The 26,932-nt window shown below is 62.7% G+C and carries 26 protein-coding genes; 11 read left to right on the top strand and 15 right to left on the bottom strand.

Annotation, left to right across the window (positions count from 1 at the left end; translation table 11 throughout):
* The first annotated feature begins 3 nt into the window (after positions 1–3).
* From HBA54_RS09305 to HBA54_RS09290, 4 genes are all read left to right on the top strand, one after another.
* Positions 4–801 carry a ferritin-like domain-containing protein gene (locus HBA54_RS09305; RefSeq protein ID WP_205944526.1) on the top strand — a complete coding sequence of 266 codons (798 nt, stop codon included), beginning with the start codon at positions 4–6 and terminating at the stop codon, positions 799–801.
* Positions 802–885: 84 nt separating this feature from the next.
* A complete protein-coding gene (locus HBA54_RS09300) occupies positions 886–1,824 on the top strand; it encodes a DMT family transporter (RefSeq protein WP_205944525.1) in 939 nt (312 codons plus the stop codon).
* A 78-nt stretch (positions 1,825–1,902) separates the two neighbouring features.
* Positions 1,903–2,067, top strand: a complete 165-nt coding sequence (locus HBA54_RS29865; RefSeq protein ID WP_167223748.1) for a sulfotransferase — start codon at positions 1,903–1,905, stop codon at positions 2,065–2,067.
* Complete coding sequence (locus HBA54_RS09290; RefSeq protein WP_167223746.1) at positions 2,027–2,740, top strand: sulfotransferase family protein; 714 nt, start codon at positions 2,027–2,029, stop codon at positions 2,738–2,740. The genes HBA54_RS29865 and HBA54_RS09290 overlap by 41 nt, the downstream gene beginning before the upstream one ends.
* Before the next feature lie 28 nt (positions 2,741–2,768).
* On the opposite strand, the gene HBA54_RS09285 is transcribed toward HBA54_RS09290, so the two are convergent.
* From HBA54_RS09285 to HBA54_RS09260, 6 genes are all read right to left on the bottom strand, one after another.
* Positions 2,769–3,524 carry an OTU domain-containing protein gene (locus HBA54_RS09285; protein ID WP_167223744.1) on the bottom strand — a complete coding sequence of 252 codons (756 nt, stop codon included), beginning with the start codon at positions 3,522–3,524 and terminating at the stop codon, positions 2,769–2,771.
* A 24-nt stretch (positions 3,525–3,548) separates the two neighbouring features.
* Positions 3,549–4,859 carry a phenylacetate--CoA ligase family protein gene (locus HBA54_RS09280; protein WP_167223742.1) on the bottom strand — a complete coding sequence of 437 codons (1,311 nt, stop codon included), beginning with the start codon at positions 4,857–4,859 and terminating at the stop codon, positions 3,549–3,551.
* A gap of 90 nt (positions 4,860–4,949) precedes the next feature.
* Positions 4,950–6,179: a cytochrome P450 gene (locus tag HBA54_RS09275; protein ID WP_167223740.1), complete on the bottom strand. Its 1,230-nt coding sequence runs from the start codon at positions 6,177–6,179 to the stop codon at positions 4,950–4,952.
* 77 nt (positions 6,180–6,256) lie between these two features.
* A protein-coding gene (gene prfB, locus HBA54_RS09270) for a peptide chain release factor 2 (RefSeq protein ID WP_167223738.1) occupies positions 6,257–7,382 on the bottom strand; the annotation gives its coding sequence in 2 pieces (ribosomal slippage) (positions 6,257–7,312 and positions 7,314–7,382; 1,125 coding nt in all).
* 72 nt (positions 7,383–7,454) lie between these two features.
* Positions 7,455–9,884: a penicillin-binding protein 1A gene (locus HBA54_RS09265; RefSeq protein ID WP_205944524.1), complete on the bottom strand. Its 2,430-nt coding sequence runs from the start codon at positions 9,882–9,884 to the stop codon at positions 7,455–7,457.
* A 281-nt stretch (positions 9,885–10,165) separates the two neighbouring features.
* On the bottom strand, positions 10,166–11,464 hold the full coding sequence (locus HBA54_RS09260; protein ID WP_167223736.1) for an N-acetylmuramoyl-L-alanine amidase: 1,299 nt from the start codon (positions 11,462–11,464) through the stop codon (positions 10,166–10,168).
* Positions 11,465–12,121: 657 nt separating this feature from the next.
* Here HBA54_RS09260 and HBA54_RS09255 point away from each other — a divergent pair.
* Positions 12,122–14,920 carry a ribonuclease E/G gene (locus tag HBA54_RS09255; protein ID WP_167223734.1) on the top strand — a complete coding sequence of 933 codons (2,799 nt, stop codon included), beginning with the start codon at positions 12,122–12,124 and terminating at the stop codon, positions 14,918–14,920.
* 94 nt (positions 14,921–15,014) lie between these two features.
* On the opposite strand, the gene HBA54_RS09250 is transcribed toward HBA54_RS09255, so the two are convergent.
* Positions 15,015–16,172, bottom strand: a complete 1,158-nt coding sequence (locus HBA54_RS09250) for a pyridoxal phosphate-dependent aminotransferase (RefSeq protein ID WP_167223732.1) — start codon at positions 16,170–16,172, stop codon at positions 15,015–15,017.
* Positions 16,173–16,212: 40 nt separating this feature from the next.
* Complete coding sequence (locus HBA54_RS09245; RefSeq protein ID WP_167223730.1) at positions 16,213–17,790, bottom strand: gamma-glutamyltransferase; 1,578 nt, start codon at positions 17,788–17,790, stop codon at positions 16,213–16,215.
* Between the two features lie 76 nt (positions 17,791–17,866).
* Here HBA54_RS09245 and HBA54_RS09240 point away from each other — a divergent pair, with 76 nt between their 5' ends.
* The 6 genes from HBA54_RS09240 (at position 17,867) to aat (ending at position 23,436) form a co-directional block, all read left to right on the top strand.
* The gene (locus HBA54_RS09240; protein WP_322096005.1) at positions 17,867–19,222 is read left to right on the top strand and encodes a M48 family metalloprotease; all 1,356 of its coding nucleotides are present in this window, start codon (positions 17,867–17,869) and stop codon (positions 19,220–19,222) included.
* Between the two features lie 207 nt (positions 19,223–19,429).
* Positions 19,430–20,176, top strand: coding sequence for a DsbA family protein (locus tag HBA54_RS09235; protein WP_205944523.1), 747 nt, complete (start codon positions 19,430–19,432; stop codon positions 20,174–20,176).
* Positions 20,177–20,342: 166 nt separating this feature from the next.
* A complete protein-coding gene (aroQ, locus tag HBA54_RS09230; protein WP_167223726.1) occupies positions 20,343–20,801 on the top strand; it encodes a type II 3-dehydroquinate dehydratase in 459 nt (152 codons plus the stop codon).
* Complete coding sequence (locus tag HBA54_RS09225; RefSeq protein ID WP_167223724.1) at positions 20,801–21,241, top strand: acetyl-CoA carboxylase biotin carboxyl carrier protein; 441 nt, start codon at positions 20,801–20,803, stop codon at positions 21,239–21,241. Before aroQ ends, HBA54_RS09225 begins: the two co-directional genes overlap by 1 nt.
* 14 nt (positions 21,242–21,255) lie before the next feature.
* On the top strand, positions 21,256–22,599 hold the full coding sequence (accC, locus tag HBA54_RS09220) for an acetyl-CoA carboxylase biotin carboxylase subunit (protein ID WP_167223722.1): 1,344 nt from the start codon (positions 21,256–21,258) through the stop codon (positions 22,597–22,599).
* Positions 22,600–22,785: 186 nt separating this feature from the next.
* On the top strand, positions 22,786–23,436 hold the full coding sequence (gene aat, locus HBA54_RS09215; protein WP_167224152.1) for a leucyl/phenylalanyl-tRNA--protein transferase: 651 nt from the start codon (positions 22,786–22,788) through the stop codon (positions 23,434–23,436).
* Here aat and HBA54_RS09210 read toward each other — a convergent pair.
* From HBA54_RS09210 to HBA54_RS09180, 7 genes are all read right to left on the bottom strand, one after another.
* Positions 23,370–23,768 (bottom strand): DUF2155 domain-containing protein, encoded by a 399-nt coding sequence (locus HBA54_RS09210; RefSeq protein ID WP_167223720.1) that lies wholly within the window; start codon positions 23,766–23,768, stop codon positions 23,370–23,372. The two genes, aat and HBA54_RS09210, sit on opposite strands and share 67 nt — an antisense overlap.
* Before the next feature lie 7 nt (positions 23,769–23,775).
* Entirely contained in the window at positions 23,776–24,021 is a 246-nt protein-coding gene (locus tag HBA54_RS09205) for a hypothetical protein (RefSeq protein WP_167223718.1), read from the bottom strand.
* A gap of 66 nt (positions 24,022–24,087) precedes the next feature.
* Positions 24,088–24,864: a class I SAM-dependent methyltransferase gene (locus HBA54_RS09200; RefSeq protein ID WP_167223716.1), complete on the bottom strand. Its 777-nt coding sequence runs from the start codon at positions 24,862–24,864 to the stop codon at positions 24,088–24,090.
* Positions 24,865–24,879: 15 nt separating this feature from the next.
* The gene (gene mlaD / locus HBA54_RS09195) at positions 24,880–25,356 is read right to left on the bottom strand and encodes an outer membrane lipid asymmetry maintenance protein MlaD (protein ID WP_167223714.1); all 477 of its coding nucleotides are present in this window, start codon (positions 25,354–25,356) and stop codon (positions 24,880–24,882) included.
* Positions 25,357–25,472: 116 nt separating this feature from the next.
* Positions 25,473–25,850 (bottom strand): NADH:ubiquinone oxidoreductase subunit NDUFA12, encoded by a 378-nt coding sequence (locus HBA54_RS09190; RefSeq protein WP_167223712.1) that lies wholly within the window; start codon positions 25,848–25,850, stop codon positions 25,473–25,475.
* Positions 25,851–26,239: 389 nt separating this feature from the next.
* Entirely contained in the window at positions 26,240–26,446 is a 207-nt protein-coding gene (locus HBA54_RS09185) for a hypothetical protein (RefSeq protein ID WP_167223710.1), read from the bottom strand.
* Positions 26,447–26,700: 254 nt separating this feature from the next.
* Entirely contained in the window at positions 26,701–26,910 is a 210-nt protein-coding gene (locus HBA54_RS09180) for a cold-shock protein (protein ID WP_167223708.1), read from the bottom strand.
* Positions 26,911–26,932: the final 22 nt, after the last annotated feature.

The raw sequence follows: 26,932 nt of genomic DNA, 5'->3' as shown, positions 1-26,932 counted from the left end.
TCGATGACCGATCTAACAGGGCGCGCCGTTGCAGTTCTGCAAGAGGCAGACCCGCAGCAGAAAGCCAGGCTCGCCCGCGTCATGGCGGCGGATTGGTCCAACGGAGAGATCGCCGAACGGGGCCGGGACAAGCCGCCTGACCGGCCCAACCGCCCCACCCATCCGCTGCTGAAGCGACCGGGCGAGGTGCCCCGGCGCAGGATCAACCGCGGCACCGCCGGTCGCATCGCCCTGCTGCACGCGCTGGCGCACATCGAACTGAACGCCATCGATCTGGCTTGCGACATCCTGGCGCGCTTCACGGCAGAGCAGATGCCGGATGCCTTTTATGATGACTGGCTGCTGGTCGCCGAGGAAGAAGGCAAACACTTCCTTCTTCTGTCCGAGCGGCTGACGGAGCTTGGCGCTGCCTATGGCGAGCTGCCGGCCCACGACGGACTGTGGCAGGCGGCCGAGGAGACCGCCCACGACCTGCTGGCCCGTCTGGCGGTGGTGCCCCTGGTGCTGGAGGCCCGCGGCCTGGACGTGACCCCCAACATGATCACCAAGCTGCAGGCGGTGGAGGACCACGAGAGCGCGGCGGTGCTGGAGGTCATCTATGAAGACGAGATCGGCCATGTCGCCATCGGCAAGCGATGGTTCGATCATCTTTGCGGCACCCGTAACCTCGACCCCCGGGAAACCTGGCTGAGCCTCGTCCGTCTGCATTTCAAGGGTCAGGTAAAGCCGCCGTTCAATGCGGCTGCGCGCGACAGCGCCGGCTTCCCCGCCGACTTCTACGAAGCCCTGGCGCTACCCTGAGCCGCATGCCGGCACCCCCGCATGCCAGCTCTGCGAGAGCTGCGTTTGACCGGCGGGGCGGGACCGGTTAGGGGTGTTCGCCTGATGGCGAGCGACGAAACCAAGGACATTACCGGCCCGAGATGGCTGGGAATCAGCGAGCGGCAACTGGCCCTGGCGCTGCTGCTTATCGCCCCGGCCCTGTTTTGCTCCAACATGCTCACCGCCCGGGCGACACATGACCTTTTTCCGCCGATCGCTCTGGCGTTCTGGCGCTGGTTCGCCACCCTGTTGCTGTTGATGCCCTTTATCGCCGCCGCCCTTTGGCAGCACCGCAGCGCCATCCGGCGCGAATGGCGCGACCTGCTGATACTCGGCGCCCTGGGCATGGGGGTCTGCGGCGCTTTCGTCTACATCGGGGCCGATACCACAACAGCGACCAACATCGGCCTGATCTACGCCGCCTCCCCCATTCTGATCGTGCTCATCGCCCGCTTCGCCTATCAGGAAACAGTATCGCCGTTGCAAAGCCTGGGGATCGCTCTCTCGCTGACCGGGGTGGTCGCAATTATCTGCCGCGGCGACTTCGGCGTCCTCGCCGGCTTGAGTTTTGCTGCCGGCGACCTCTGGGTTGTCTGCGCCATGATCGCCTGGGCGATCTACTCGATCATGTTGCGGCACCGTCCCTCGGCCATGCCGCTGATGGTGCGTTTCGCGGCCATAGTGGGGGGCGGCGTTTTGATCCTGCTGCCCTTCACCATCGCAGAGGGGGTGAGCGGCGACCTTCCCCCGCTCAACACGACCAGCTTTCTGACCGTTGGCTTCCTCGCGCTCTTCGCTTCTTTCGGGGCCTACCAGGCCTACGGCCTGATCCAGCGGACCCTCGGCGCCGGGCCGACGGGCCTGTTGATGTACCTGATACCCCTCTACAACGCCGTGCTGGCCTTCCTGGTGCTCGGCGAAGACCTGCAGCTCTATCATCTGGTCGGCGCCGCGATGGTGCTGCCGGGCATTTACCTGGCAACGCGCAAAGCGGCGGCCTGACATCTTGCCGGCAGAGCGAATCATGGCAGACGGAGCGAAACGTGCTATCCAATCCAGGTGAACACACAACCCTAAAATTTGATCCTCGTTGTTGGCGCCATGCGCAGTGGCACCACACTGCTGCAACAAATTCTCTGCTCGTCGCCCGAATCCAATCCCTTCGTACACGGCTGCCGCTACCTGACGTCACAGATCGCGATCTATGCGCAGTACGCCGACAGCGGACCGGCTTTACATCGATGACTATCTCGGCGACACGAAGGGCCTGTTCGACTTCACCAAGGATCTGCTGGATCGTCTGATAGCAGAAACTCATCGCCGGCTGGGTCAACTAGGTTGCCTTGTCTTGAAAAACCCCGAACTATTGCTGCACTTCCCGCAGGCTGCCGCCCTGCTGCCTGATGCCCGGTTTGTTGTCTCGGTGCGCGATCCCAAGGACACGATTGCATCGATGCTGCGGGTCGGCGAGAAACACAGGCACAGTGGCGTGAACAGTTTTCTGGCGACTGCCATTCGATATATCGACAACCTTTGCCAGTCTTATCGTCGGTTCTATCTGCCCGTTATGAGCGCGCTCAAGAAGGACCAGGGCACTTTGAAGGAAAAGGTTGTTTTCGTCAGATATGAGTCACTGGTCGGCGATACCAGGAACGTGATCAACGGCCTTGCGACATTCTGCAAGGTCCCTTTGGCATTCGAGAGCGTGATTGAGGAGCGCACCCTGTCCGACCAGATCGATCAAGGAAATGACGCATTGCATAGCCACCCGCGCTGGAGCGCTTATCTGACCGAATTGAGTGGTGGTCCGATTTTTTCAACAAGTATCAGTAATTACCGCAAAAGGTTGACCGAGGCGGAAGCGGGTCGAATCGACAGGCAATGCGCAGACATCCGGAAAGCCTTTGGACATAAGTAGCCGCAAGCTGGATTACTGTGTGCTGAAGTCATTTGCTGCTGTGTGAGATTGCCGCCTCGAGACCACCGTCATAACCGGAAGCAAAGAGACGCGCGGCAAGCGGGTTCTGGTTTTTGTGACTGAGTTCGGTTAGGCAAATCAGTTCGTCGCCGTGCACATAGCCAGGGTTTCGTTCCAGAAAGAAACGAACATCGGGCCTGCGTCTGTCCTTCTCTGGAATCTGCGCCCAATCAGTTCTCAGATGGCCGTGAGAACTGGGATAATGCAGGACGCCTGTTTCAGAATTATAGAATTCGCCAAACTTGTTGGTGGCAAGTTGGTCCATCAATGCTTTAGACGCTTCCGGTGTTGACCGGTTATAGGCGGGATAGAAGACCCGATAGAAAGCACGCAGATAACGATAAGTACGATGCCCCTTAACCAGCAACAGCCAATAGAGAGGAACCTCAGGTGCTTCCGACTTCAGCGCGCCGGAGAAATGAATCCATGTGAAAGCTAGCGCCTGCTGGCCCCAATGGTCTTGGTGAACGATGGTATCGCCGGAGTACATGATTCGAACCGGGTCGCCGCGAAAACTCTCTTCCCAGACCTTAATCGAAGAAAACCCTTGGAGGGAGTGGTTGGGGTCCCTCAAGATAACGGCGTACTGCTTATCTGCAAGATCGCGCAGAAAGAGCTCCTCGCTGGTACCCCCATAATAGTGCTCATAGAGCTTGAACATGTCCGCCCGGGTCGTCTTGTCCAGGCAGTCAACACGCTCGATATATCCCTCTAGATCAGCCATCAGGCACCCTTTTCAAACGCCGGATTAGCCGGTCACCTCAGAAACAAACTCTTCGTACTTGCCACGGGGGCTGAGCGGAATCTCATCAACATAGGTGAAGGTTACGTTAAAGGGGTGCCCTAGATTGCGGACGATCAGCGCACGCATATGCTCCTCTTGCTTCGGTGTGACCGGTGCAGAGACGACCATCAGCTTCTCTATCTCATTGAGACTGCGTTGAATGAACTGGAACCGCTGCACCACCGATGTGATTGCTTGGTAGTCTCCGTGGTCACCAAGATAGGGGAAAACGCTTGATCCATCCGGCAGGATCAGACGATTGCGCTGGCGGCCCAGCGTCCTTGTGATTACCGGAAGGCCCCGCCCACAAGCGCAAGGCGCGCCAACCTCCGCGTAGTCACCAAGCTCATAGCGGATCAGCGGCGTCGCAAAGTTGTGGAGCGAGGTAATCAGGACACGGCCGCCTTCGCCGGGGCTGCAGGCCTTGCCCTCGTCATCAACGACTTCGACGAATACACTCTCCGACTGAACATGATAGACATCGTGGTCCGGGCACTGAATGGTCAGATAGCCGGCTTCTTCGCAGCTGTAAGAATCTTTGATGGGAATACCCCAAGCTTCCCGAACAAGCTTGCGGGCTTGGTCGGTAACCGTCTCGCCGACCGCCATCACTTGCTTCAAGCTTTCAAACCGAATGTCGCGTTCGATACAATGCTTGGCCAGCGCTACCAGATTGGAGGGAAATGAAATAAGGTAATCTGGCGCCTCTTTGTGTATCCAGGCGACCTGCTCCGGCAACTCACTCATGATGTTAAGCAGCACGGCCGGACCGGTCGGGTAGATGGCGCCGGAGGCAGGTCCCCAGGATTCACCGTGTGCGCCCTCAGGCGGCATGGCTATACCCTTGCGTGCCCAGCGAATGGCCGCCAGCTTGCCGCCCAGATCGCGGCCCTGCCAAAGGTGCTCGCGCATCACGCAGGCACGCCAGAAAACGCTCGTCACTTCCGTCCCGTTAAGCCGGACCGACCGGCCGGTAGAGCCGGAGGTCTCTACCTCATGCGTCTTGCCGTGGGATTTCGGCAGGGCTGTCGTGTTGATGTCGTCGCCCGCGCCCTGCAACTCGCTGCGCCTGAGAATGGGCAGGCGGTTCAGCGTCTCCCGGGTAACCACCGCAGCGGGGTCGACCCCGGCTTCGGCAAAACGCCTGTTGTAGAAGGGAACGGTCGCGGCCGCATGGCCGAACAGCAGCTGCAGTTGACGGGCTTGTTCGGCAAAAAGCGCTTCGGCACTGAGCCATTGTGTTTGATCAAGCTGATAAAGCAGCGAGAGCAGCAATGAGGCCATGCGCCCCGGTATGGCCGGGCTGACAATACCCGGAACCGTCGACTTTGGAACACGCATCCTGTCTTCCCCCCAGAAAACCAATCAGCGCTGGCGCACCGATACCGGCAGTGTTGCCAAGCCGCGCACCGAGGTGTTGGCCTGCCACTGCGGCTGCTTCGCTTTGACCTCGATCGCGCTCACCCGCTCGAACAGCGTCGAGAAGGCAATCTCCCCTTCCAGCTTAGCCAAGCCATAACCAAGACAGTGATGATTCCCTTTCCCGAAAGCCAGGCTGGTGCCGTCCTGGCGCGCGAGATCGAGACGGTCCGGGTCCGGGTACTGAAACGGATCGCGGTTTGCAGCCCCGAAAAGACTGACGACATATTGGCCTTGGGGAATGGTTTTCCCGGACAACTCCACTGCTTCGCTGGTCCAGCGACCGATCTTCTGGATCGGACTTTCGAAACGCAGCAGCTCGTCGACGGCTGAGACCATCAAATCGGGTTGCACCATGAGCCGCGCCATCTCATCCGGGTTCCGGGTCAATGCCAGCAGGCCGTTGCCAATCAGGTTCTTGGTGGTTTCATGGCCGGCCCAGAGCAGGAAGACGCAGTTGGCGAGCAACTCTTCTTCGGTCAGCGCGTCGTCCTGATCGCTGCCCAGCATCATCGCCGAGATCAAGTCGTCGCACGGCCGGGCGCGGCGCTCGGCAATCAGGCCGGCCATGTAGGCCATGAAATCGCGCGTCGCATCGATCCCGGTCGCCAGCTGCTCGGCATCGCCGGTGTCCAGGGCGCCGGTCAGTTGACCGGACCAGTCTTTCAGGATGTCGTAATCTTCAGCCGGAACGCCGAGGATGCGCGACACGACCATGACCGGAAAAGGATAAGCGAAATCGTCGATCAGATCGAAATCGTCACCGGCGAGCGCGTCATCCAGCAAGCGGTCGGCAATGACCCGGACATCGTCTCGCATGCCCTCCACCAGCCGCGGCGTAAAAGCGCGCCCGACCAGGCGGCGCAGCCTCGTATGGGCCGGCGGGTCGATGAACACCATCCAGCGGCTCAGCATGCGGTCGATCGGCGTCGGTTCGCGGTCGTCGCCAGTAATCGGATTGGTGCCGCTGGGGGACTGACGCTGGAACCGTTTATCGGTCAGCACCCCGGCGACATCGGCAAAGCGGGTCAGGTACCAGTCGCCCCAGGGGCTGAGAAATACCGGATCATGATCGCGCAGCGCATGGTAGAGCGGATAAGGGTCGTCGAGAAACCCCGGCGCGTCGAAGTCGAGATCGAAGTCGCCTTTCCCTTCCAGGTTCTCCTGCATCGTCATGCCGTCATCCTATACCGCGTGCCGTCTCTATAGCCGCTCCTGAGCGGTCGCAGTCTGACTCTTTGGGGTTAAAAAAATCACACTTCGGCTTCAGTGCCTACACCGCCGTCGATCTTCGAGGCGAGCGACGCCTCCAGAAAGTCGTCGATGTCACCGTCCAGGACGCCCTGGGCATTGCCCTTTTCCACCGATGTACGCAGATCCTTGACCATCTGGTAGGGCTGCAGGACATAGGAGCGAATCTGATGCCCCCAACCAATATCGGTCTTCGCCTCTGCCTCTGCCTGCGCTTCGGACTCCCGCTTCTGCAACTCATGCTCGTAGAGCCGCGCCCGCAACATGGACATGGCCTGCGCACGGTTCTTGTGTTGCGAGCGGTCGTTCTGGCACTGCACCACGATGCCGGTGGGAATATGGGTCATGCGCACGGCAGAGTCCGTCTTGTTGACGTGCTGTCCGCCCGCCCCGGAAGCGCGGTAGGTATCGACCCTGAGGTCCTTGTCCAGCACATCGATCTCGATCGAATCGTCGATTACCGGATAGACCCAGACCGAAGCGAAGGAGGTGTGGCGCCGCGCCTGCGAATCAAAAGGCGAAATCCGCACCAGGCGGTGGACGCCGGACTCGGTCTTCAGCCAGCCATAGGCATTGGGGCCCTTCACCTGGATCGAGCTGGATTTGATACCCGCCTCTTCCCCCGGGCTCTCTTCCAGCCAATCGATTTTGTAGCCCTTGGCTTCCGCCCAGCGCACATACATGCGCAGCAGCATCTGTGCCCAGTCCTGCGCTTCGGTGCCGCCGGCGCCGGCGTTGACTTCCAGATAGCAATCATTGCCGTCGGCCTCGCCGGACAGCAGGCTCGCCAGTTGCATCTTGGCGGTGCGGGTCGAGAGCTCTTTCAACATCGCCTGGGCTTCGTCGATGGTGGCCTCGTCGCCTTCGGTCTCGCCGAGCTCGGCCAGGGTCAGACCGTCGTCCAGTTCGCCCTCAATGGCGTGAAAGTCTTTCAGCGACTGCTCAAGATGGGTGCGCTCGCGCATCACCTTCTGGGCGCGCTCCGCATCGTTCCACAGATCGGGGTTTTCGGCTTCGGCGTTCAGTTCGTCGAGACGCAGGGTTGCGGCATCAACGTCAAAGATGCCTCCTCAGCAGGGCCAGAGCCTGACGAATCTCGTCGGCCACCGCTTCGATTTCGGCGCGCATACGCACTCCTTAGGTTTGTCTTGCTGGATGTCGTCTTCGCTTGCTGGCGCCGTTTTATCCGCTTCGGCTGATCTAGTACAGCCCGCCGGTGCCGCTGGCCGCCGTGCTGCCGGTGCTGGGATTGTATCCACCGTCGAGCACGACCTGACGGCCCGAGGGTTCGGTGCCCGGCTGGAAGGCCTCCAGGAAGATACGGCGGTCGCCCGGGCGGGCAAGCTGACCGGTTTCGGCATTCATCCGCACCAGGCTGATCCCCGGCGGAATACGGAAGGGAATGGACGGCTGACCGGCCAGAGCTTCGGCCATGAAGGCCTTGAACAGCGGCGCCGCGACGTTGGACCCGGTGTCTTTCAGCCCCAGGGTGCGGGGCTCGTCGAAGCCGACGAAAACGCCGACAGCAAGGTCCGGGCTGAAGCCGACGAACCAGGTATCGACGTTATCGTTGCTGGTGCCCGTCTTACCGGCCAGCGGCCGGCCCAGCTCTGCTATCCGCCGGCCGGTGCCGCGCTGCACGACTCCCTGCAGCATACCGACCACCTGATAGGCGCTGGCCGGATTGGCGACCTGCTCGCGCTCATCGGGCAGCTGCGGTGGCGCCTGCCCGGTCCAGACCTCCGCCACACAAACCTCGCAGTCGCGCAGATCGTGCCGATAGATGGTGCGTCCGTGGCGATCCTGTACCCGGTCGATCAGCGTGGGCGAGATCCGCCTGCCACCGTTCACCAGCATGGCATAGGCGGTGGTGATCTTCATCAAGGTCGTCTCGCCGGCGCCCAGAGACATGGAAAGCAGCGGATCCATGTTCTCCATAACTCCAAAGCGGCGCGCATAGCCGACGATCTTTTCCATGCCGACAGTCTGGGCAAGACGTACGGTCATCAGGTTGCGTGACTTCTCGATGCCGACACGCATCGGTGTCGGCCCGTAGAATTTCTTGGTGTAGTTCGCCGGCTTCCACTTACCGAGACCGACGCCCTGGTCCAGCACAAAAGGTGCATCGAGAATAAGGGTCGCCGGTGTGAAGCCACTGTCCAGGCCGGCCAGGTACACGAAGGGCTTGAAGGCAGAGCCGGGCTGGCGGCGCGCCTGCATAACGCGGTTGAACTCGCTGCGCGCATAGGAATAGCCACCGGCCATCGCCAGCACCCGGCCGGTATGGGGGTCCAGCGCCACAATGCCGCCATCGACATCCGGCACCTGGCGCAGGCCAAAGGTGCCCGCATCGTAGGCCACGCCCTTGGCGTTCTCCGTCATCGTCTCGACCAGGACCACATCGCCCGGTTCCAGAACATCAGAGGGTTTCTTGGGTGCACCGCCGAAGCGCTGGCCCTTCTTCCAGGGCCGGGCCCACTTCAGTTCCGCCATCGGGATCTGCCCCGCCCTGCCCTCTGCCAGCAGCACCGCCGCCTGCTTGGCGTCGGTCGACGTCACAACAGCGATCTGCCAGCTGTCGTCGATGCCAATCGGCCGGGCGATACCGCCTTGCAGTGCGGCCTGGACGTCCGCCCCCGGGCCGATATCGATCTTGGCCAGGGGGCCGCGCCAGCCATGGCGCCGGTCGTAAGCGATCAGACCCGCCCTCAACGCCCGGTTGGCAATATCCTGCAGACGCGGGTCCAGCGTCGTGCGCACCGAAAGTCCACCGGCATAGAGCCCGTCATCGCCGTAGAGACGGGCCAGCTCGCGGCGTGTTTCCTCGGCGAAGTAATCCGCCTGTACGGCCTGGGTCTCGCCCGGCTTGCGCACGATCAGCGGCTCTGCCCGGGCCGCCTCGGCCTCGCCCTGATCGATGCGCCCGTCTTCCAGCATCCGCCCGATCACCCAGTTTCTGCGGGCAACAGCGGCGTCGTAGCGGCGTATCGGGTGATAGTTGTTGGGTGCCTTGGGCAGCGCCGCCAGATAGGCGGCCTCGGCCACCGTCAGCTCATCGAGCGACTTGTTGAAGTAGTTCAGCGCCGCGGCCGCCACCCCGTACGACCCGAAACCCAGATAGATCTCGTTCAGATAGAGCTCAAGGATGGTTTCCTTGGTAAAGGCCTGTTCGATGCGAAAGGCCAGGATGGCTTCCTTGATCTTACGCTCGTAGGAAACCTCGTTGGTCAGCAGGAAGTTCTTGGCGACCTGCTGGGTAATGGTCGAGGCCCCCACCGGCCGCCGGCCCGAGGCAAAGTTCGCGACATTGGTCACGACCGCGCGGGTGACCGAGAGGAAGTCGACGCCCGGGTGGTTGTAGAAGTTCTTATCTTCCGCCGATAAAAACGCATTGCTGACCCGGCGCGGAATGGCGCTGACCGGTACATAGACCCGCTTTTCCGTCGCATACTCCGCCAGCAGCCGTCCGTCACCGGCATGCACACGCGTTACCGTGGGCGGCTCGTAGTCCGCCAGCTGTGCATACGCCGGCAGGCCCCTGCCATAGTGATAGAAGGCGTAGAGTACGCCGCCCACCCCGACGAAGGCGACGATCAACAGCAGGCTGAAAAGGATCGCTAGTATTCTCAATGTCTTACCGTGTCTTACCGTCTATGCGGTCTGATCCTGTGGTCCACCGCCAAGCGCAGAGCGGCTCAGGACCTGAGGCCTTTGACCGGCCGTGGCCGCGCCATGCTAAGAAAAAAGGCTTTAAGGAACCTCAACCCTGAAGGCAATCCTTGTATATGGCCTTTCCTCGCATTCCGCTCTCATCCTAACGTCCTGAATCCAGTGTGATTAATCTTTCCATCCAACCGCATCCACTACGGAAACCTCTGGAACCATCACCCTGGAGGGCAATTGTGGCAGGGCTATGATCTATTGGCCGTGTTCTGCTTGCGGAAAAACCCGTCAATGGCCCTGATAATCGATACAACTACCTTATCGCGATGCGCCTTGCCGCGCAAAAGGCGCTCTTCCTGGCGGTTGGACATATAGCCGATTTCGAAGAGAACCGAGGGAATCGTTGGCGATTTTAGCACCGCAAAGCCCGCAAAGCGGTGGGTGTTACGGAGTAGCTTGACGTCCCTGCCGACTTCGACCACCAGATCGTTGGCGAATTTCTTCGAGAGGTTCATGGTCTCCCGCTGGGCCAGATCAATCAGGATATCCCTGACGTCGCCGGTCTGATCGGTCAGGTCTACGCCGGCCAGGACATCGGCGGCGTTCTCCGCCGCGGCGATGGCCGCGGCTTCCTTATCCGAGGCGGTTTCCGAGAGCGTATAGACCGATGCGCCCCGAATCTTGCCGGACCGATGGATATTGGCATGCAGGGAGATGAAGAGATCGCCCTTGGCCTTCTGCGCAAAGGCGATGCGCTCCCGCAACTTTAGGAAAACATCCCGATCGCGGGTCAGGACGGCGCGGTATCGACCCGTCGCTTCAAGCGCTCTCTTCAAGGCACGACCATAGTCCAGGGCGATGTTCTTCTCGTAGGCCCCGGAAACCCCGATGGCGCCGGGATCGACGCCGCCATGGCCTGGATCGACCACGATTAGCGGCCGGGCATCGACAGGCTTTGCGCTCGGGGGTTTGGGTTTCAACCGTGGCACCAGGCCGGCCGTCGGCGCCCCCAAAGGCTGGCGGGAGGTCGCCACCGTGGGCCCGCTTTGCCGCTTGCCAGGGGCCGCGCCGGTAGTCCGGCCGGGCCCGCCGGTGGGCGCCTTACCAGCAGCGGCGAAATACTGTTCGCGGCTCACCTGTTTCAGATCGACAACCAGGCGATAAGGCTTGCCGTCGCTCGGCGGAATCACGAAAACCTTTTGTAAATGAGAGGGTTGACTGACATCGAGAACCACCCGGCTGGTGCCGGGGGCAAAAAGCCCGAACCGCAGCCCGGTGATCAGCCCACGGACCTTGGGTTGGCGGTTCTCAGGCACCACCCAGGCCATCTCCGGCAGGTCGACAACCACCCGAAACGGATCCGGCAGGGTGAAAACCCGGTAAGGCACGCTTTCGCTCAGTTCCAGAACGAAGCGGGTTCTTTCCTGGGTCTCGCCAATACGAGCGGCCCGCACCTCCGGCTGCGCCGCGGCGGGCGCCAGCCCGCCTAACAGGCCGATCGGGAGGAACAGGCAGACAAAGACCAGCAAGCCGAGCCGAATCTTCATAACCCTTTCAACATCTTGCGATTAATGACGTTGTTACCCCCAGATATATCCGAAGCCCTCCGCTTCGACTAGGATAAAGCGCGGACCGGGGCGCATCTGTCGCCGTTTTTCCCCAGCCCCATCAGATTGTTCGCCGAATGGGTGGAAACAACCCGCCGCGCCGAGCTGAGGCAACTGCGAATAGGGTCTGGTATGGCCAGACAAGGCCTGATATCATCAATTTAGCGATTCTTTTTTGCCTCCCTCGTCTTTCTCAGAAAGCAGCTTGGCAGAATGGCGGCGGTCATCAAAGGGTGGCCGCGCCGGAAAATCGGGATCGCGAACTAAAGAGCCCTGTAATCGAACTCGTCTCGCAGACGTCTAAACAACGAAAGCAGGCGAGAGCGGAAACAAGGCTCTCCCCAAATTCTTGGCCTGGCCCTATCTGAAGAGAAGATGCGCCTGCGCCATCGAGGCAATGACGGCGGTTTCAGAAGACTGAGACCTGCATCCACCATCACCTCGAAAACGAAAGAATGCTCGTTCGCATGACGTTACAAGCAGCACAGACAGCTGAAATGTCGATCAAGCGAGTCCCCAAGACTTTCGCGCCGCGGCCGGGAGGCAGGTATGCCGACCCTAAGGGTTCCGCGCAGCGCGTTCCGGAGTTGTTCATTTATGGCAAAACGTATACTTATCGATTCCAGCCACCCGGAAGAAACACGGGTGGTTGTCCTAGCAGGCAACCGTCTCGAAGACTTCGACTTCGAGACCCCTTCCAGAAAACAGCTTAAAGGCAATATCTACCTCGCGAAGATTACGCGGGTAGAGCCCTCCCTGCAGGCTGCCTTCGTCGACTACGGCGGAAACCGCCACGGGTTCCTGCCTTTCAGCGAAATCCACCCTGACTATTACCGCATCCCCATCGCGGATCGTGAAGCATTGCTGGCAGAAGAAGCGGCGCTGAGGTCCGAGGCCGCCGATGAGGCCCCCGATGATGTGGAAGTCGATGGCGAGGCAGAGCCCGCCGCAATCGACGCAGAGGATTCGTCGGAAGAGGACGGGGCCGACGCAGGAGGCGACATGCCGGCGGAAATCGCCGCGGCCCCCGACAGCGATGTCCCAGACGGCGACGCGCCCGACAACCGGGAAGACAGCGACCAGGAAAACGGCGCGGCGGGTGAAAGCCTGGAAACCGACACGGACGACAGCAGCAAAGCCCGGGAAGGCGCGGACCCGGAAGAGGTCGAGGTCGAGCAGAGCGTCGACACGGTCGGCGGCGATGAGGCCGAAGAGGCCGCCCAACGACGTGCCAAGCTGATGCGCCGCTACAAGATCCAGGAGGTCATCAAACGCCGCCAGGTGATCCTGGTGCAGGTCACCAAGGAAGAGCGCGGCAACAAGGGCGCTGCCCTCACCTCCTACCTCTCGCTGCCGGGCCGCTACTGCGTGTTGATGCCCAACACCAACAAAGGTGGTGGGATCAGCCGCAAGATCAGCAATGCGAGCGACCGTCGCCGCCTGAAGCAGATCCTGAACGACCTTGAAATTCCCGAGGGTATCGCCGTCATCGTGCGAACCGCCGGCAGCCAGCGCACCAAGGTAGAGATCCGCCGCGACTATGAGTACCTGCTGCGGCTTTGGAACACCATCCGTGAGCAAACCCTGGACTCGACGGCGCCAGCACTGATCTACGAAGAAGCCAACCTGATCAAGCGCAGCATTCGCGACCTCTACAGCCGCGACATGGAAGAAGTACTGGTCGACGGCGAGGAGAGCTACAAGGCGGCAAAGGACTTCATGAAGTCCCTGACACCCAGTCACGCCAAAAAAGTTCAGCAGTACAAGGACAGCGAAGTCCCGTTGTTCCAGCGCTTCCAGGTCGAGAGCCAACTGGACGCCATGCACTCCAATACAGTGCAGCTTCGCTCCGGCGGCTATCTGGTGCTCAACCAGACCGAAGCGCTGGTAGCGATCGACGTAAACTCCGGCCGGGCGACCCGCGAACGCCATATCGAAGAGACCGCGCTCAAGACCAATCTTGAAGCGGCCGAGGAGATCGGCCGTCAGCTCCGCCTGCGCGATCTCGCCGGACTTATCGTCATCGATTTCATCGATATGGAGGAGTCGCGGCGCAATCGCGAGGTCGAGCGGCGGCTGAAAGAATCGCTGCGCAGCGACCGGGCCCGTATCCAACTGGGCCGCATTTCACCCTTCGGGCTGTTGGAGATGTCACGCCAGCGCCTGCGCTCCAGCCTGTTCGAAAGCTCTACCGAAATCTGCCCGCATTGCGCCGGTGAAGGACGGGTGCGAACCGTCGAATCCCTGGCCCTGCAGGTGCTGCGGCGCCTTGAAGAAGAAGGCGCAAGGCAGGGCGATGCCGAGATCGTCGTGATGGTGCCGTCGAAGGTGGCACTCTATATCCTCAACAAAAAGCGCGATCATCTGATTGCCATCGAGCAACGCCACGATTTCCGCATCTCGATCGAAGCCGACGACCACATCACAAACGATGCCTTTGTCATCGAACGCGACGGCGTAGCCACGGAGCGGCGCCGGGTCGTCCAGGAAGACAGCCGCTCTGGTGACAGTGAGGACGGCGATCGCAAGCGCGGCCGCCGGCGGCGCGGCGGCAACAGCCGACGCCGCAAGGACGAGGATCAGTTCGCCGCCGAAGAGCGGGACAACCAACCAGAAGCCGAGCGCGAGAGCGACGGCGAAACCGACAGCGAGGACACCGAGGTCCGCGAAGTTTCCGCTGAAGAGCAGGACGACGAGCGGCAGCGCAAACGCAAACGTCGCGGCAAGCGCGGTGGCCGCCGGCGCTCACGGCGCCGTGGCGAAGAGGGCGAGAACGAAGGCGTCGAGGCGGCATCGGATAGCGGGGACGGCGCAGCTGAATCCGAGACGTCTGATGCGGAAGCGGCAGACGCCACAGGCGCGGCCGCTGATGACAGCGATGCTTCCGTCAGCCAACAAGACGCCGGCGCGGATGCCGAAGAAGTCCGCGAAGAGAAGCCGAAGCGGCGGCGCAGCACACGCCAGCGTCGCGGCAGCAAGAAGAGCGATCCCGAGGCCAGCGAAGCGGCACCCCAGGAAGCTGCCGAGGCCGAAGGCGAAGAGAAACCGAAACGGGCACCGCGCCGCCGTAGCACGACACGCGGCCGGGGAACGGGCCGTGGCGCAAAAACGGCAAAGTCGGACGCGGCAACCCCGGAAACCGCACAGCCGGAAACCGCACAGTCAGAAACGGCTGGGCAGGCCAATGGCGGGGCAGCACCGGCCCCAGGCGATCCGCAGGCGATGATCGCCGACGATCCCAAGGTCGTCATCGAGCCGGTAAAGCCGACCTCGACCGCAATGCCGGTTGAAACCGACGCGCCGGTACTGGAGCAACCCGCTGTAGAACCGCAAGGCGGTGGAGAAGACCAAGACGATCAGCCAAAGCGTCGCGGCTGGTGGAACCGCTTCATTTAACGGCGGGCATTCCAGCCTGGACCCTGAATGTAAAAAGGGCCTCACCGTTTCCGGTGAGGCCCTTTCCTTTTGGCCAACCAATCGAAGACGAGTCTTATCCGGACCCAGGCAGCCAGTCCTGCAGACGCCGCGCCGCCTCTGCCATCTCTGCCTCACGCCCCGCGAAAGAAAGACGCAGAAAGTGGTGCCCACGCTCGGGATCGAAATCAGTCCCCGGCGTTGCCGCCACGCCGATCTCAGCCAACATGCGTCGGCAAAAAGCCTCGCTGTCGTTGGTCAGGGCGGCGACATCCGCATAGATGTAAAACGCGCCATCCGCCGGGGCCAGGCGGTCCAGCCCCGCCTTCGGCAGGGCCTCAAGCAAAAGCGACCGGTTGCGGGCGTAGGCGGCGACATAGCCGTCAAGCTGCGCACCGCAGTCGAAGGCGGCCTCCCCCGCGATCTGCGAAAGACAGGGCGCCGAGATGAAGAGGTTCTGGGCCAGACACTCAACCGGCCGCACCAGGTCTTCGGGCAGGATCATCCAGCCGAGGCGCCAACCGGTCATGGAGAAGTATTTCGAGAAACTGTTGATGACCACCGCATCGTCGCGCAGCGAAAGTGCCGTCACGCCGGGTTGGGCGAAACAAATCCCGTGATAGATCTCATCGGAAATAAGCCTGATGCCGGCGGCACCGCAGTAGTCCGCAAGGGCCGTGAGTTCAGCTTCGCCCACCATGGTGCCGGCGGGATTGGACGGCGAGGCGACGATCAGCCCGTCCGGCGGCGCGGTCAGGCGCTCGAGCAGTTCCGGTGTCGGCTGAAAGCGGTGCTCGGCCTCCGCCGGCAGCAGGATGGGCTCCACGCCCAGCGCGGAAAGTATGTTGCGATAGGCCGGGTAACCCGGTGCCGCCAGGGCAACGCGGTCGCCGGGCTCAAAAGCCGCCAGGAAAGAGAGCAGGAAGCCGGCCGAAGAGCCCGTTGTGACCATCACCCGCCGGGGGTCCAGATCAACGTCATACCAATCGGCATAGTGCCTGGCGATACGCCGGCGCAGGCCGGGCAGGCCCATGGCATCCGTATAACCGATCAGGTGGTTGTCCAGGGCCCGCCGCGCCGCCGCCAGCACCGCGTCGGGGGCCGGAGTGCCCGGCTGACCGACCTCCAGGTGCAAGACATCACCGCCGGCGGCTTCGCGCTCGTTGGCCGCCCGCATGACGTCCATGACGATGAATGGCGGGACGTTCCCCCGCGCAGCGACCTTCAGGGCCATCGGATCGAAAAGCGCGTCAAGGCCATCGCTTTCAGGGAGATCACTGGACCCTGACCGACAGTCCGTGGCCCCGGCTGTCGGTACCCACCAGGCAGGTACTGTCGTCATTGAGCAGGCCGGTCGGACATTTGAGGGCATTGGCGCGGCCCACCCCGGGTTCCGGCTGCAGGGCATGTCCCCACTGGCGCAGGGCCGAAAGGATGGCCGGATCCAGGCCGGGCTCATAAAACGTTACATCCGGGCTCGCCACGTTCACCAGCCGGGGGGCCGCCAGCGCCGCGTCGATGGTGCCGTTCGTCGCACTGCCTTCCAGCATCACCCGGGTCAGCGCCGCCGGCGCCGCCAGGCCGCCGCTCGCCGTACCGGCAAAGTAGAGCGTGCCATTGAAGGGGTTCGCAATAATCCCGGCACTCAGGCTGTTCGCCCCCTGCGCCGCTTCCTTGGGCAGCAGCACCCCGGTGCCGGCCACCATGCGGCCGGCGCCGAAGAGGCCGTTCATGGAAAAGCTGCAGGCCACCGCATTGCTCCAGTTGTCGGCGACCACGAAACCGGCACTGAAGGGATTGGAAACCGTTTGCAGGCCCGCGCCCTGACTGGCCGCCAGCTTGTTGTGCTGCCGGGCATTGAAGCCGGCCAGCAGCTCTCTCAAATGCGCCTCAGACACCAGATCGGCCGACGGTCCGCCGGCATCGCGGCCGAGCCAGACGGCCCGCTGCGAGAACGCCCGTTGTCCGGCCTCCGCCAGCAGGTGCGCTTTTTCCGCGCCGCTTGCACCGTCGTAGCTCTGCACATCGGTCAGCATGCCCCACATCTGCGCAGCCAGCAGGCCGCCGTCATTCGAGGGAAAATATGCGACGCTATCGCCGAAAGGCACGGTGAGGGGCTGCTTGATCGCCGGCAGCGTCTGGCGCAGGTCTTCGGTGGTAATCGAGAGACCGCTGGCCTGGGCCGCTTCAACGAAGCGGTTCGCGAAGGCGCCGGTGTAGAGATAGCCGGCACCTTGGCGGCGCAGCCCGGAAATCAGACCGGAAAGCTCCGACAGCACAATCTGATCGCCCTCGCCGGCCAACTCACCAGCCTTGTTGGAGAAAACCCGGCGCAGCCCGGGATCGGCGGAAACAAAGGCAGCCGCAGCGGCAAGATCCTTGGCGAAAGCGCGGCTGACGCCGTGGCCGAGGCGCGACAGGCGCTCAGCCTCGTTCAACAAGGCCGCCCAACGCAACAGGCCATGTCGCGCATGGAGCACGGCCATCGCCCGTGGACCGGCAAGCTGCAGCCCGCCGGCGCCTGCCGTGCCCGGCAAAAACTCGATAACATCGACACCCATCGGCCGATCCCGCAAGGTCAGGCCGGCATTGTGAACCAGACAGACCCCGTTCCCCGCAATCCCGACCCGTGACGGCAGGGTTGCCGTCATGGTGAAATACATGGCCACAGCGGCATCGGCCGCCGATCCGCCGTTACCCAGGATATCGCGGCCAATGATCACCGCGCGCGGCTCATCGCCGGCCACCAGACCCGCGAATCCCTCAACCGTGGCGATCACGCCCGGCTCGCGCGGCGCCTCGCAGGCGCCCAAAACAGCCAGGCTGAGCCCGGCCAGACCGCAGATCTTCAAGACCGACAGTGACGGCTTACGTTGAAATGATCGCTGGAGGTGGTTAGTTATGGTTCTGAAAGGCGAGGAAAGACCGGTGCGCAAGCTGCCAATCCCTTTGTTGTTGGTTGTTATTCTCCTGCTCGGCGCCCTGCTGCCGCAGCGGGCGAACGCCGATCGATTGCAGCTGATTCGCGACGCGGAGATCGAAAGTATCATCCGCACCTACGCAACGCCACTGTTCCAGGCGGCCGGCCTTAGCCCCCAGGGCATTAGGCTTTACCTCGTTCAGGACCGCACGCTCAATGCTTTTGTTGCCGGCGGTCTCAACATGTTCATCAATACCGGGTTGTTGATGGGGGCCGAACATCCCGGCCAGGTCATCGGTGTGATCGCCCATGAAACCGGCCATATCTCCGGCGGCCATCTGGCAACCCGCGGTAGCGCGCTGGAGCAGACCCGGGGCGCCCTGATCGCCACCTATCTGCTGGGTCTGGGGGCCGCCTTGGCCACCGGCGAGCCCGGCGTCGGCGTCGCGGTCATCTCAGGCGGACAGGACATCGCCCTGCGTGGGTTGCTGCAGTACACCCGCACTCAGGAAAGCTCGGCCGATCAGGCCGCGGTGACGCTGCTGCAGGCAACCGGCCAGTCCCCCAAGGGTCTTCAGGAATTCATGGAGACCCTGAAAGGACAGGAGGTCCTGCTGACCGACAATCAGGATCCCTACCTGAGGACCCACCCGCTGACCCAGGAACGGATCGACTTTCTTGAGCAGGCCGTGCGCGAATCGCCCTACGCCGACACGCCGCCAAGCGAAGAACTGGTGGTGATGCACAACCGCATGCGGGCCAAGCTGATCGGCTTCCTGCTGCCTTTGGGGCAGGTTCTGCGGACCTATCCGGAGAGCGATGTCAGCCTGCCCGCCCGTTATGCCAGGGCCATCGCCTACTACCGGGTGCCGGACATCGAAAAGGCCCTGGCTGAGATCGATGAGCTGCTGGCCGAATCCCCGGGTGATCCTTATTTCCACGAACTGAGGGGCCAGATGCTGCTGGAGCACGGGCGGGTCGCCGAAGCGTTGCCGGAATACCAGCTGGCGGCCAATGCCCTGCCCGGCGCGCCGCAGATCCGCCAGGCCCTCGCCAAGGCCCAGATCCAGATGGACGACCGCGACCTGGACCGGGCGGCGCTGGATAATCTGGCGGAGACCCTGCGTCAGGAGCCGAATAATCCTTCCGCCTGGCGGCTGGCTGCCGTCGCCCATGGGCGGCTGGGCGATCAGGGCATGACCGCCCTGGCCCTGGCAGAGGGCGCCATGGCCCGCGGCAGGTTCGCCGAAGCGCGCGACCGTGCCGACCACGCGATCGGTCTGCTGGACGAAAACTCGGCCTCCTGGCTGCGCGCCCAGGACCTGAAGAACGAGGCCGAGCGGCGGGCCAAGAAGGACCAGTGAACCGTTTGCCTGCGCAAAGCGACCACCAGGCATTACAACCGCTGAACTTCAAGTGATTTGCCGGCACCCGCCACAATCGGATATCACTGGCGGAAATCTTTGACGGACATCTCCGGGTCTATGCCGTTCCAAAGGGCCGGCGGCCAAACTACAGGAACTGGGAAGATGCTATCTAGAAAACTGATACTAAAGAGAATTTCCGGTTTCATGGCTGGCGCTGCCATGGCTTTGGTCCTGGTTGTCCAAGGCAGCGGCGCGGCCCTGGCGCAGGACGCCGCCAAAGAGTTCAGCGCGGGCGAGACCGAAGCCTTCCAGAAGATGGTGCGGGAATACCTGCTGCAGAACCCTGAGATCATCGTCGAGGCCCTGCAGACCTACGAGCAACGTCAGCAGCTGGCGGAGACCGAACGCCAGCGCGAGGCCCTGATCGCAGAACGCAGCAACCTCAACGAAGACCCCTTGTCACCCGTCCTCGGCAACCCTGAGGGTGACGTCACGGTGGTGGAGTTCTTCGACTATCGCTGCCCCTACTGCCGCCGCGCCGCCGAGGTGCTGCAGGAACTGGTCGCCGAAGACCCCAATGTGCGCCTGGTGATGAAGGAATATCCCATTCTCAGTCAGGAATCGGTGGAGGCCGCGCGCGCCGCCCTGGCGGCTGCCAAACAGGACAAGTACGAGAGCTTTCATTTCACCCTGATGGAAACGGGTGGCTCCATGAGCGAGGCCGAGGTCATGGCTGTGGCCCAGGCGACCGGGCTTGACGTCGAGCGCCTGCAGCGCGACATGCAGTTGCCGGAAATCGAGGAAGCCCTGCGCCGGAACTACGCCCTGGCCGAGACGGTCGGCATCACCGGGACCCCGGCGATGGTCATCGGTACGGCCCTGGTCCCAGGCGTGGTGAGCCTGGAGCGCCTGAAGGAACTGGTCGCCGAGGCCCGCGCCCAGGCGAGCTGACCACCCTGATGCAATCTGATCACCTCAACTAACTGTCGGCAGGGTGGCCCGGGTCCTTTCGCGGCCCACCGCCCGGCACCCCGGCAGGTGATCGGCGACGAGGCGATTGCGCGCTTACGCTCGCCTATGTTAACGCTTGTCCGTCTTCATCAATGAGGAAGCACTGGTGGCCAAGGCGCCGAAGATCCTCGTCCTAAACGGCCCAAACCTTAACATGCTTGGTACGCGCGAACCCGATGTCTATGGCCGGGAAAGTCTGGCCGACATCGAAGCGAAGAGCTGCAAGCATGGCGAGGGGCTGGGTTTGGCGGTGGAATGCCGTCAATCGAACAGCGAAGGACAGCTGATCGACTGGATTCAGGCTGCCCGCAACAGCCACCAGGCCTTGATCCTCAACCCCGGCGGCTACTCGCATAGCTCCATCGCAATCATGGATGCCCTGCTTGCTGCACAGCTGCCGGTGATCGAAGTTCATCTGTCCAACATTCATCGGCGTGAGGCCTTTCGGCATCACTCCTACATCTCGAAGGTAGCGGACGCCGTCCTCTGCGGCTTTGGGTCCCACGGGTACCTGATGGCCTTGGATGCTTTGGCGCTGCGCCTGAACGCACAGCAAGAGACGTGATGGCGAAGTTTGAAGTAAATGAAGAGCTGGTCCGCAAGCTTGCCGACCTGCTGCAGGAAACCGGCCTCAACGAGATCGAGTACGAGATCAACAACCACCGCATCCGCGTCGCCAAAGGCGCCGGGGCCGTGAGCTACGCCCCGGCCCCGGCGGCCCCTTGCGCCCCTGCGGCCGTCGCAGCGGCCCCGGGCGCAGAGGCGGTTCCGGCCGGTGCGGTGACCGCCCCCATGGTGGGCACGGTCTATGTCGCCAGCGGGCCGGGAACACCGCCTTTCGTGAAGGTCGGCGATCAGGTCAGTGAGGGCCAGACGCTTTTGATCATCGAAGCGATGAAGGTCATGAATCCGCTGGCGTCCCCGCGCGCGGGCACCGTTACCCAGGTGCTGATCAGCGATGGTCAGCCGGTGGAGTACGGTGAGCCGCTGCTGGTCATCGAGTAGGCAGCCGCCCAGCCATGTTCGAAAAGATCCTGATCGCCAATCGCGGCGAGATCGCTCTCCGGATCCACCGGGCCTGCCGTGAAATGGGCATCCAGACGGTTGCCATTCACTCAACCGCCGACGCCGATGCCATGCATGTCCGCCTGGCCGACGAAAGCGTCTGCATCGGGCCGGCGCCGATCAAGGACAGCTATCTCAACATCCCCGCCATCCTCTCCGCCGCCAACATCACCGGGGCGGAGGCGATCCATCCGGGGGTCGGCTTCCTGTCGGAGAACGCCGACTTCGCCGCCATGGTGGAAGAGCACGGCCTGGTCTTCATCGGTCCGACGCCTGAGCACATCAGCCTCATGGGCGACAAGGTGGCGGCGAAGAAGGCGGCGGAAGACCTGGGTATTCCTATCGTTCCCGGCTCTGACGGTGCTGTCGACACAGCCGAAGAGGCCCGGGCGACCGCCGACCGGATCGGCTATCCGGTCCTGATCAAGGCGACCGCCGGCGGCGGCGGGCGCGGCATGAAGGTGGCCCAGAATGCCTCAGAGGTAGAGGAAGCCTACCGCCAGGCGCGCAATGAAGCCAAAAACGCCTTCGGCAACGACATCGTCTACATGGAAAAGTACCTGGGCCGGCCGCGCCATATCGAGGTGCAGCTGCTGGCCGACGGCCAGGGCGGCTCCATTCACCTGGGGGAGCGCGACTGCTCGCTGCAGCGGCGCCATCAAAAACTGCTTGAGGAAGCTTTGTCGCCGGCGCTGAACGCCGAGCAACGCTCAGCCATCGGCGCAAGGGTTGCCGAAGCGATGCTCGACCTCGGCTACCGCGGGGCCGGCACCATCGAATTCCTTTATGAGGACGGCGAGTTCTATTTCATCGAGATGAACACCCGGATTCAGGTCGAGCACCCGATCTCAGAAGCGATTACCGGTGTCGATCTGGTGCGCGAGCAGATTCGCGTTGCCGCCGGCCTGCCCCTCGATCTCAAGCAGAGCGACATCAAGTTTTCCGGCCACGCCATCGAGTGCCGCATCAACGCCGAGAATCCGGAGACCTTCGTTCCCTCCCCCGGCCGCGTCACCGACTACCACGCCCCCGGGGGCCTGGGCGTCAGGGTCGATTCCGGACTCTATGCCGGCTACCGCATCCCCTCGGCCTATGACAGCCTGATCGCCAAGCTGATCGTTCATGGCCAGACCCGCAACGAATGCCTGATGCGCCTGCGCCGGGCGCTGGAGGAGTTCGTGATCGTCGGGGTCGATACCTCGATTCCCCTGCACCAGCGGTTGATCGGCGAACAGGACTTCATCAACGGCGACTACGACATCCACTGGCTGGAAAAGTTCGTAGCCGGAACCCTTTAAGTCCCTTTTTGAGATTGCCGGCACCGGCCCGCTCCCCCTCCCGGCCACCCCCAATAATCCCGGGGCCAGTATCCTAGTGGGTGGCCGGGAGCGGGAGCGGGCTGGAACCGATGCGACGCAAGTCGAAAAGACATCCCGCCAAGGCCAATTGATCAGCGCCGCGTCCAGCGGTTATCATTGGCCGACATGCAGCTGACGCCGGATCTCTTGCTTCGCGCCTATGCCATCGGGATCTTCCCCATGGCAGAGAGCCGGCTGGACCAGGAGCTGCACTGGATCGACCCGGACATGCGCGGCATCCTGCCCCTGGACCGGCTTCACGTTCCGCGCAAACTGCGTAACAAGCTGCGAAAGGGGACCTTTCAGGTCCGCTGCAATACCGCTTTCCACGACGTCATTCTGGGTTGCGCAGAGCCGGCCGAGAACCGGCCCGATACCTGGATCAATCCGGTGATCGAACGGCTCTACACCGAATTGAACGACATGGGTTTTGCCCATTCCGTGGAGTGCTGGGACGGCGCCCGGCTGGTCGGCGGCCTCTACGGCGTGGCCCTGGGTGGCGCCTTTTTCGGGGAGAGCATGTTCAGCCGCACGACCGACGCCAGCAAGATCGCCCTGGTCCACCTGGTCATGCGTCTCAGGCGCAGCGGCTTCCTGTTGCTCGACACCCAGTTCAACACCCCGCACCTCAGCCGCTTCGGCGTGACCGAGATCCCGCGCGAAAACTACCGCAAACTCCTGACCCAGGCGGTGTCGACGAAGGTGACGTTCTATTCCGGCTTGGTTTCGGCGTCCGAGCTGGAGTCTTTCCTGCAGTCCACCACCCAGACGTCGTAGACCGGGTGCTCCAGGGCCGAAACGGCGGGGCTGGAAGCAAACATCCAACCGGTGAAGAGCGGAACCTCGGGCGAGTCCGGCCGGATATCGACGATCTCCAGAAAAGCGGTGCTTTCCGGCGGTTCCTCCGGCGGCTTCTTGTCACAGGCCCGCGCAATGATCTGCAGTGAGCCAAAGCGCACGGCCTCGCCCAGCGGTGCGTCGAAGGTGGAAATCCGCGCGGTGATCTTGTCCAGTCCCTGCAGCACGGCCGACGCAGCCAGGGCCGACCCCGGTAAAGACAAGGCCGCAGCAGCGAGCAGCAGCGGCAGGGTTTTCAGACTGTTGCGCAAGGGGACCTCAAGGCTTCCGGTCGCGGTAAGGGTTCTCCAGGGAGCGGACGAGATCCAGCAGCACGTCACGCAGCTGGGCTTCGTCGCCCCCCATCAAAATGCCGTCTTCCAGGGCGTCCTGGGCCATTTCGCGGATCTCCTCAAGGTTCTCGTTGAGCACCTTGATCTTCTCCCGACAGGACAGCGGCGCGCCGTCGGGCTGCAGCCAGACCGGGATTTCGAACTTTTTCGTAGCGGGTGCCGACACGGGCATGACCTCAGCAGAACTTTCCTGCAAAAGATTTAAGAACTCACTGCAATCTGCACAACCTGCGGCCGTTCAGGCGGCCAGACGGGCCATGAAGCGCAGCCTCACGTAGTCTGCCGACCAGTTGCCCTCAGCATCGCAGAGGTCGGGGCGCAGGCGCTCCGCAACCTCGTCGATCAGGCCGCGCTGCTCGCCCGCGGGAACCTGCTTCAGGAACGATTCGGCAAAGGTCTCAAGCCAGCCGCCGATTGCGCCGGGCAGCGGCGTCGGACGGGGAATGAGCGCAATGGAATCGACGGCAAAGCCGACCGCCTCCAGCTTGGCTTGATAGGCCTCCGGGGTTGGAAAATACCAGGGATAGGCGCCGTTCGGGTCCAGGCCCCGCGCCTCCAGCGCCGCAAAGAGCGCCGCAGTGATCATAGCGACGTTGCCGGCACCGCCCATTTCTGCAACGAAGCGGCCGCCGGGCTTCAGCGCCCGCGCCACGCCCCTCAGCACCGCATCGGGGTCCAACATCCAATGCAGCGCCGCATTGGAGAGCACCGCCTCGAATTCATGCGCGAAGGTCAGCGCCTCACCGCTCATCACCCGGGCATCGAGGCCCCGCGCCTTGGCGGCAGCGATCTGATCGGGCGACGCGTCCACGCCGACCACCGCCGCCCCGGCCGCAGCCACCCTGGCGGTCAGCGCGCCCTCGCCGCACCCCAGATCCAGAATTCTTTCGCCGGCGCGCGGTTGCAGCAAATCCAATAGCGGCGCCCCCAGCTCGGCCACAAAGCCGGCATTTTTGTTATAGCGCCGGGGGTCCCAATGCTGCGCGGCTGCGCCGTCCTGCTCTTGCCCTGTCATCGTACCGCAAACCGCTTACTGGGCATCTTCGGCTGGCTTCGACAGATCCGCCGCGCTGAAGATGAAGCGGCCGAGCAGATCGACAACATTGATCGAACCCTGGGTAAACTGGATCTGGCCGCCGTCGCTCAGATAGTCGTCCGCGCCGCCGGGCTCCAAGGCCACATAGTTGCCGCCCAGCAGCCCCTCGGGAATGATCCTGGCCGAGGAATCACTCGGCAGCTTGATGGCCTCGTTGATGGTCAGGCTGACCTGGGCAAAGTAGGTATCCGGGTTCAGCCGCTGACTGAGCACGCTGCCGACTTTCACGCCGGCCATCCGCACATCGGTTCCGGTAACCAGGCCGGAGGCATCGTCGAATTCGACCAGCAGTTCGTATCCGCCGCTGTTGGCGGACTGCAGGCTGGTGGTCCGAAAGGCAAAAATGACGAAACTGACGGCAACCAACAGGACCACCGCGCCCATTATGGTTTCGATCATATTCCTGCGCATGCTGGCATTCCTTGTGATTGCCGGTCGTGGTGTTCCCGGTCCTGGTTGCTACCGATGCCGCCCCAGGCATTGCAGTGCGTGACGGGAAAGCGTCGCGAAGGCCGAAGGGTCTCAGATCAGTTCGGCGTCCAGGGCTCGTAGTCGCCGGTCGCCTTGTCGCGTTGGCCGCCCTGGAGGGTATGGCCGGGCGGACGGTAGGCTTCCTGCGTTCCGGTCAGGTTGGGCTTATGATCCTTCTGCCAGGGACGCCGCTGCGGGCCACCCTCGGGCGGGATCTCGTCACTGGTGTGATGCAACCAGGCATGCCATTCAGCCGGCACCCGGCTGGCCTCGACCTCGCCGTCATAGATCACCCAGCGCTGCTCCTTGCGCAGGGAATCGCGATGGGTACGCCCACCGCCCTTGGCCCGGTAATAGCGATTGCCCTGGCCATCGCGGCCAACCTCTTCGCCGCGCAGCCAGGTAAAGATCCTGGTTCCAATCGTCGCACCCATAAGCGCCTGCCAGCCTTTGATAAATTGTACCCGCAGCCCCGCAAAGGGGCCCTCGGCGCCGGTCCCCCGACCGGCGCCAGACTATGGCACCGCCGCCCGCAACAGTCCAGCCTCCGGGAGTCCCTCCCGACCGGCTCTCAACGCCGCAACTGAGCCGTTTTCCGATGCGGCAAGGCGGTCACGTGGACGCCTGAGCCTGCCCGAAGCGAACACCCATGAGGCGCAAGGACAGATCACAGATGCCGGCAATTGCCGTCGACAGGCGATTTTGGGGAAAATCATGTGGGGTTCGGTGTTCCGGATGCGGCTGGCAGGTCTGGGCCAATAAACGCGGCTGCGCCCGGCCCGCAGCGGTGGCTCCTGTAGCGGAGCCCGCCGTCGCCGGGAGATTAGGTTTTTTTGGTCTCGGTGGCTGTTTTCTCGACCTCGGCAGCCTGTTCGTCGGCCGCCTCTTTGGCCAGGCGAAGAGCCCGCAGCTTGGCCATGCGATCAGATCGCTCCTGCTCCAGCTTTTCCTTTTCCCTGACGACCTGCTTGGCCTTTTTCTGAGTTGCAGCAAACTGCTCCTCGGCCTTTGTCTTTCCGGGCTTCCACATGTCGGTAATCCTCTGCTTCGGTTAGAAGCGATACGGGCGGAAGATCCTGTCCCGGAGCGCAGGCGGGACCGCACGCAGGCTGCTGCGCAAGGCTGGGACCAGCTTGGCGAGCTTCGCCGGTCACACAACGATTTGGCCGCTGTATCTGGAGCCACACGGCAGATCGCGGCTCACTCAGCTTTCAGGCGGGCTGTGGCGCCAGATTGGCGCAGCAACCGCCCCCAACCACGGTCGGGGGCGGCGCTTAGCTTGTACTATTCGACCAGAGAGAGATTCTCGGCCGAAGACTTGCCGTTCTGGCCCTGCTGAAGCTCGTAAGAGACTTTCTGGCCTTCGCTGAGCGTGGTCAGGCCAGCGCGCTCAACAGCAGAAATGTGGACAAAAGCGTCCTTGGAGCCATCTTCCGGCTCGATGAACCCAAAACCCTTGGTCGTGTTGAAAAACTTTACGGTACCAGTCGTCATTCTCGTTTCCTCTAACAGGAGT

Source organism: Pelagibius litoralis (assembly GCF_011683915.1).
GTDB lineage: Bacteria > Pseudomonadota > Alphaproteobacteria > Kiloniellales > Kiloniellaceae > Pelagibius > Pelagibius litoralis.
The sequence above is the reverse complement of the archived record's forward strand: the minus strand, read 5'-3'. Positions and strand labels throughout refer to the sequence as shown.

Bases quoted from the DNA above. Each gene is read 5' to 3' on its own strand.
- HBA54_RS09190 (WP_167223712.1), bottom strand. From the start codon at position 25,850: ATGGGTGCGACGATTGGAACCAGGATCTTTACCTGGCTGCGCGGCGAA.
- HBA54_RS09250 (WP_167223732.1), bottom strand. From the start codon at position 16,172: ATGGCCCTGAAGGTCGCTGCGCGGGGGAACGTCCCGCCATTCATCGTC.
- HBA54_RS09235 (WP_205944523.1), top strand. From the start codon at position 19,430: ATGGCTGGCGCTGCCATGGCTTTGGTCCTGGTTGTCCAAGGCAGCGGC.
- aat (WP_167224152.1), top strand. From the start codon at position 22,786: ATGCAGCTGACGCCGGATCTCTTGCTTCGCGCCTATGCCATCGGGATC.
- HBA54_RS09200 (WP_167223716.1), bottom strand. From the start codon at position 24,864: ATGACAGGGCAAGAGCAGGACGGCGCAGCCGCGCAGCATTGGGACCCC.
- HBA54_RS09275 (WP_167223740.1), bottom strand. From the start codon at position 6,179: ATGACGATGCAGGAGAACCTGGAAGGGAAAGGCGACTTCGATCTCGAC.
- accC (WP_167223722.1), top strand. From the start codon at position 21,256: ATGTTCGAAAAGATCCTGATCGCCAATCGCGGCGAGATCGCTCTCCGG.
- HBA54_RS09290 (WP_167223746.1), top strand. From the start codon at position 2,027: ATGCGCAGTACGCCGACAGCGGACCGGCTTTACATCGATGACTATCTC.
- HBA54_RS09305 (WP_205944526.1), top strand. From the start codon at position 4: ATGACCGATCTAACAGGGCGCGCCGTTGCAGTTCTGCAAGAGGCAGAC.
- HBA54_RS09285 (WP_167223744.1), bottom strand. From the start codon at position 3,524: ATGGCTGATCTAGAGGGATATATCGAGCGTGTTGACTGCCTGGACAAG.
- HBA54_RS09185 (WP_167223710.1), bottom strand. From the start codon at position 26,446: ATGTGGAAGCCCGGAAAGACAAAGGCCGAGGAGCAGTTTGCTGCAACT.
- HBA54_RS09180 (WP_167223708.1), bottom strand. From the start codon at position 26,910: ATGACGACTGGTACCGTAAAGTTTTTCAACACGACCAAGGGTTTTGGG.
- HBA54_RS09205 (WP_167223718.1), bottom strand. From the start codon at position 24,021: ATGCCCGTGTCGGCACCCGCTACGAAAAAGTTCGAAATCCCGGTCTGG.
- HBA54_RS09255 (WP_167223734.1), top strand. From the start codon at position 12,122: ATGGCAAAACGTATACTTATCGATTCCAGCCACCCGGAAGAAACACGG.
- HBA54_RS09260 (WP_167223736.1), bottom strand. From the start codon at position 11,464: ATGAAGATTCGGCTCGGCTTGCTGGTCTTTGTCTGCCTGTTCCTCCCG.
- HBA54_RS09300 (WP_205944525.1), top strand. From the start codon at position 886: ATGGCGAGCGACGAAACCAAGGACATTACCGGCCCGAGATGGCTGGGA.
- mlaD (WP_167223714.1), bottom strand. From the start codon at position 25,356: ATGCGCAGGAATATGATCGAAACCATAATGGGCGCGGTGGTCCTGTTG.
- HBA54_RS09225 (WP_167223724.1), top strand. From the start codon at position 20,801: ATGGCGAAGTTTGAAGTAAATGAAGAGCTGGTCCGCAAGCTTGCCGAC.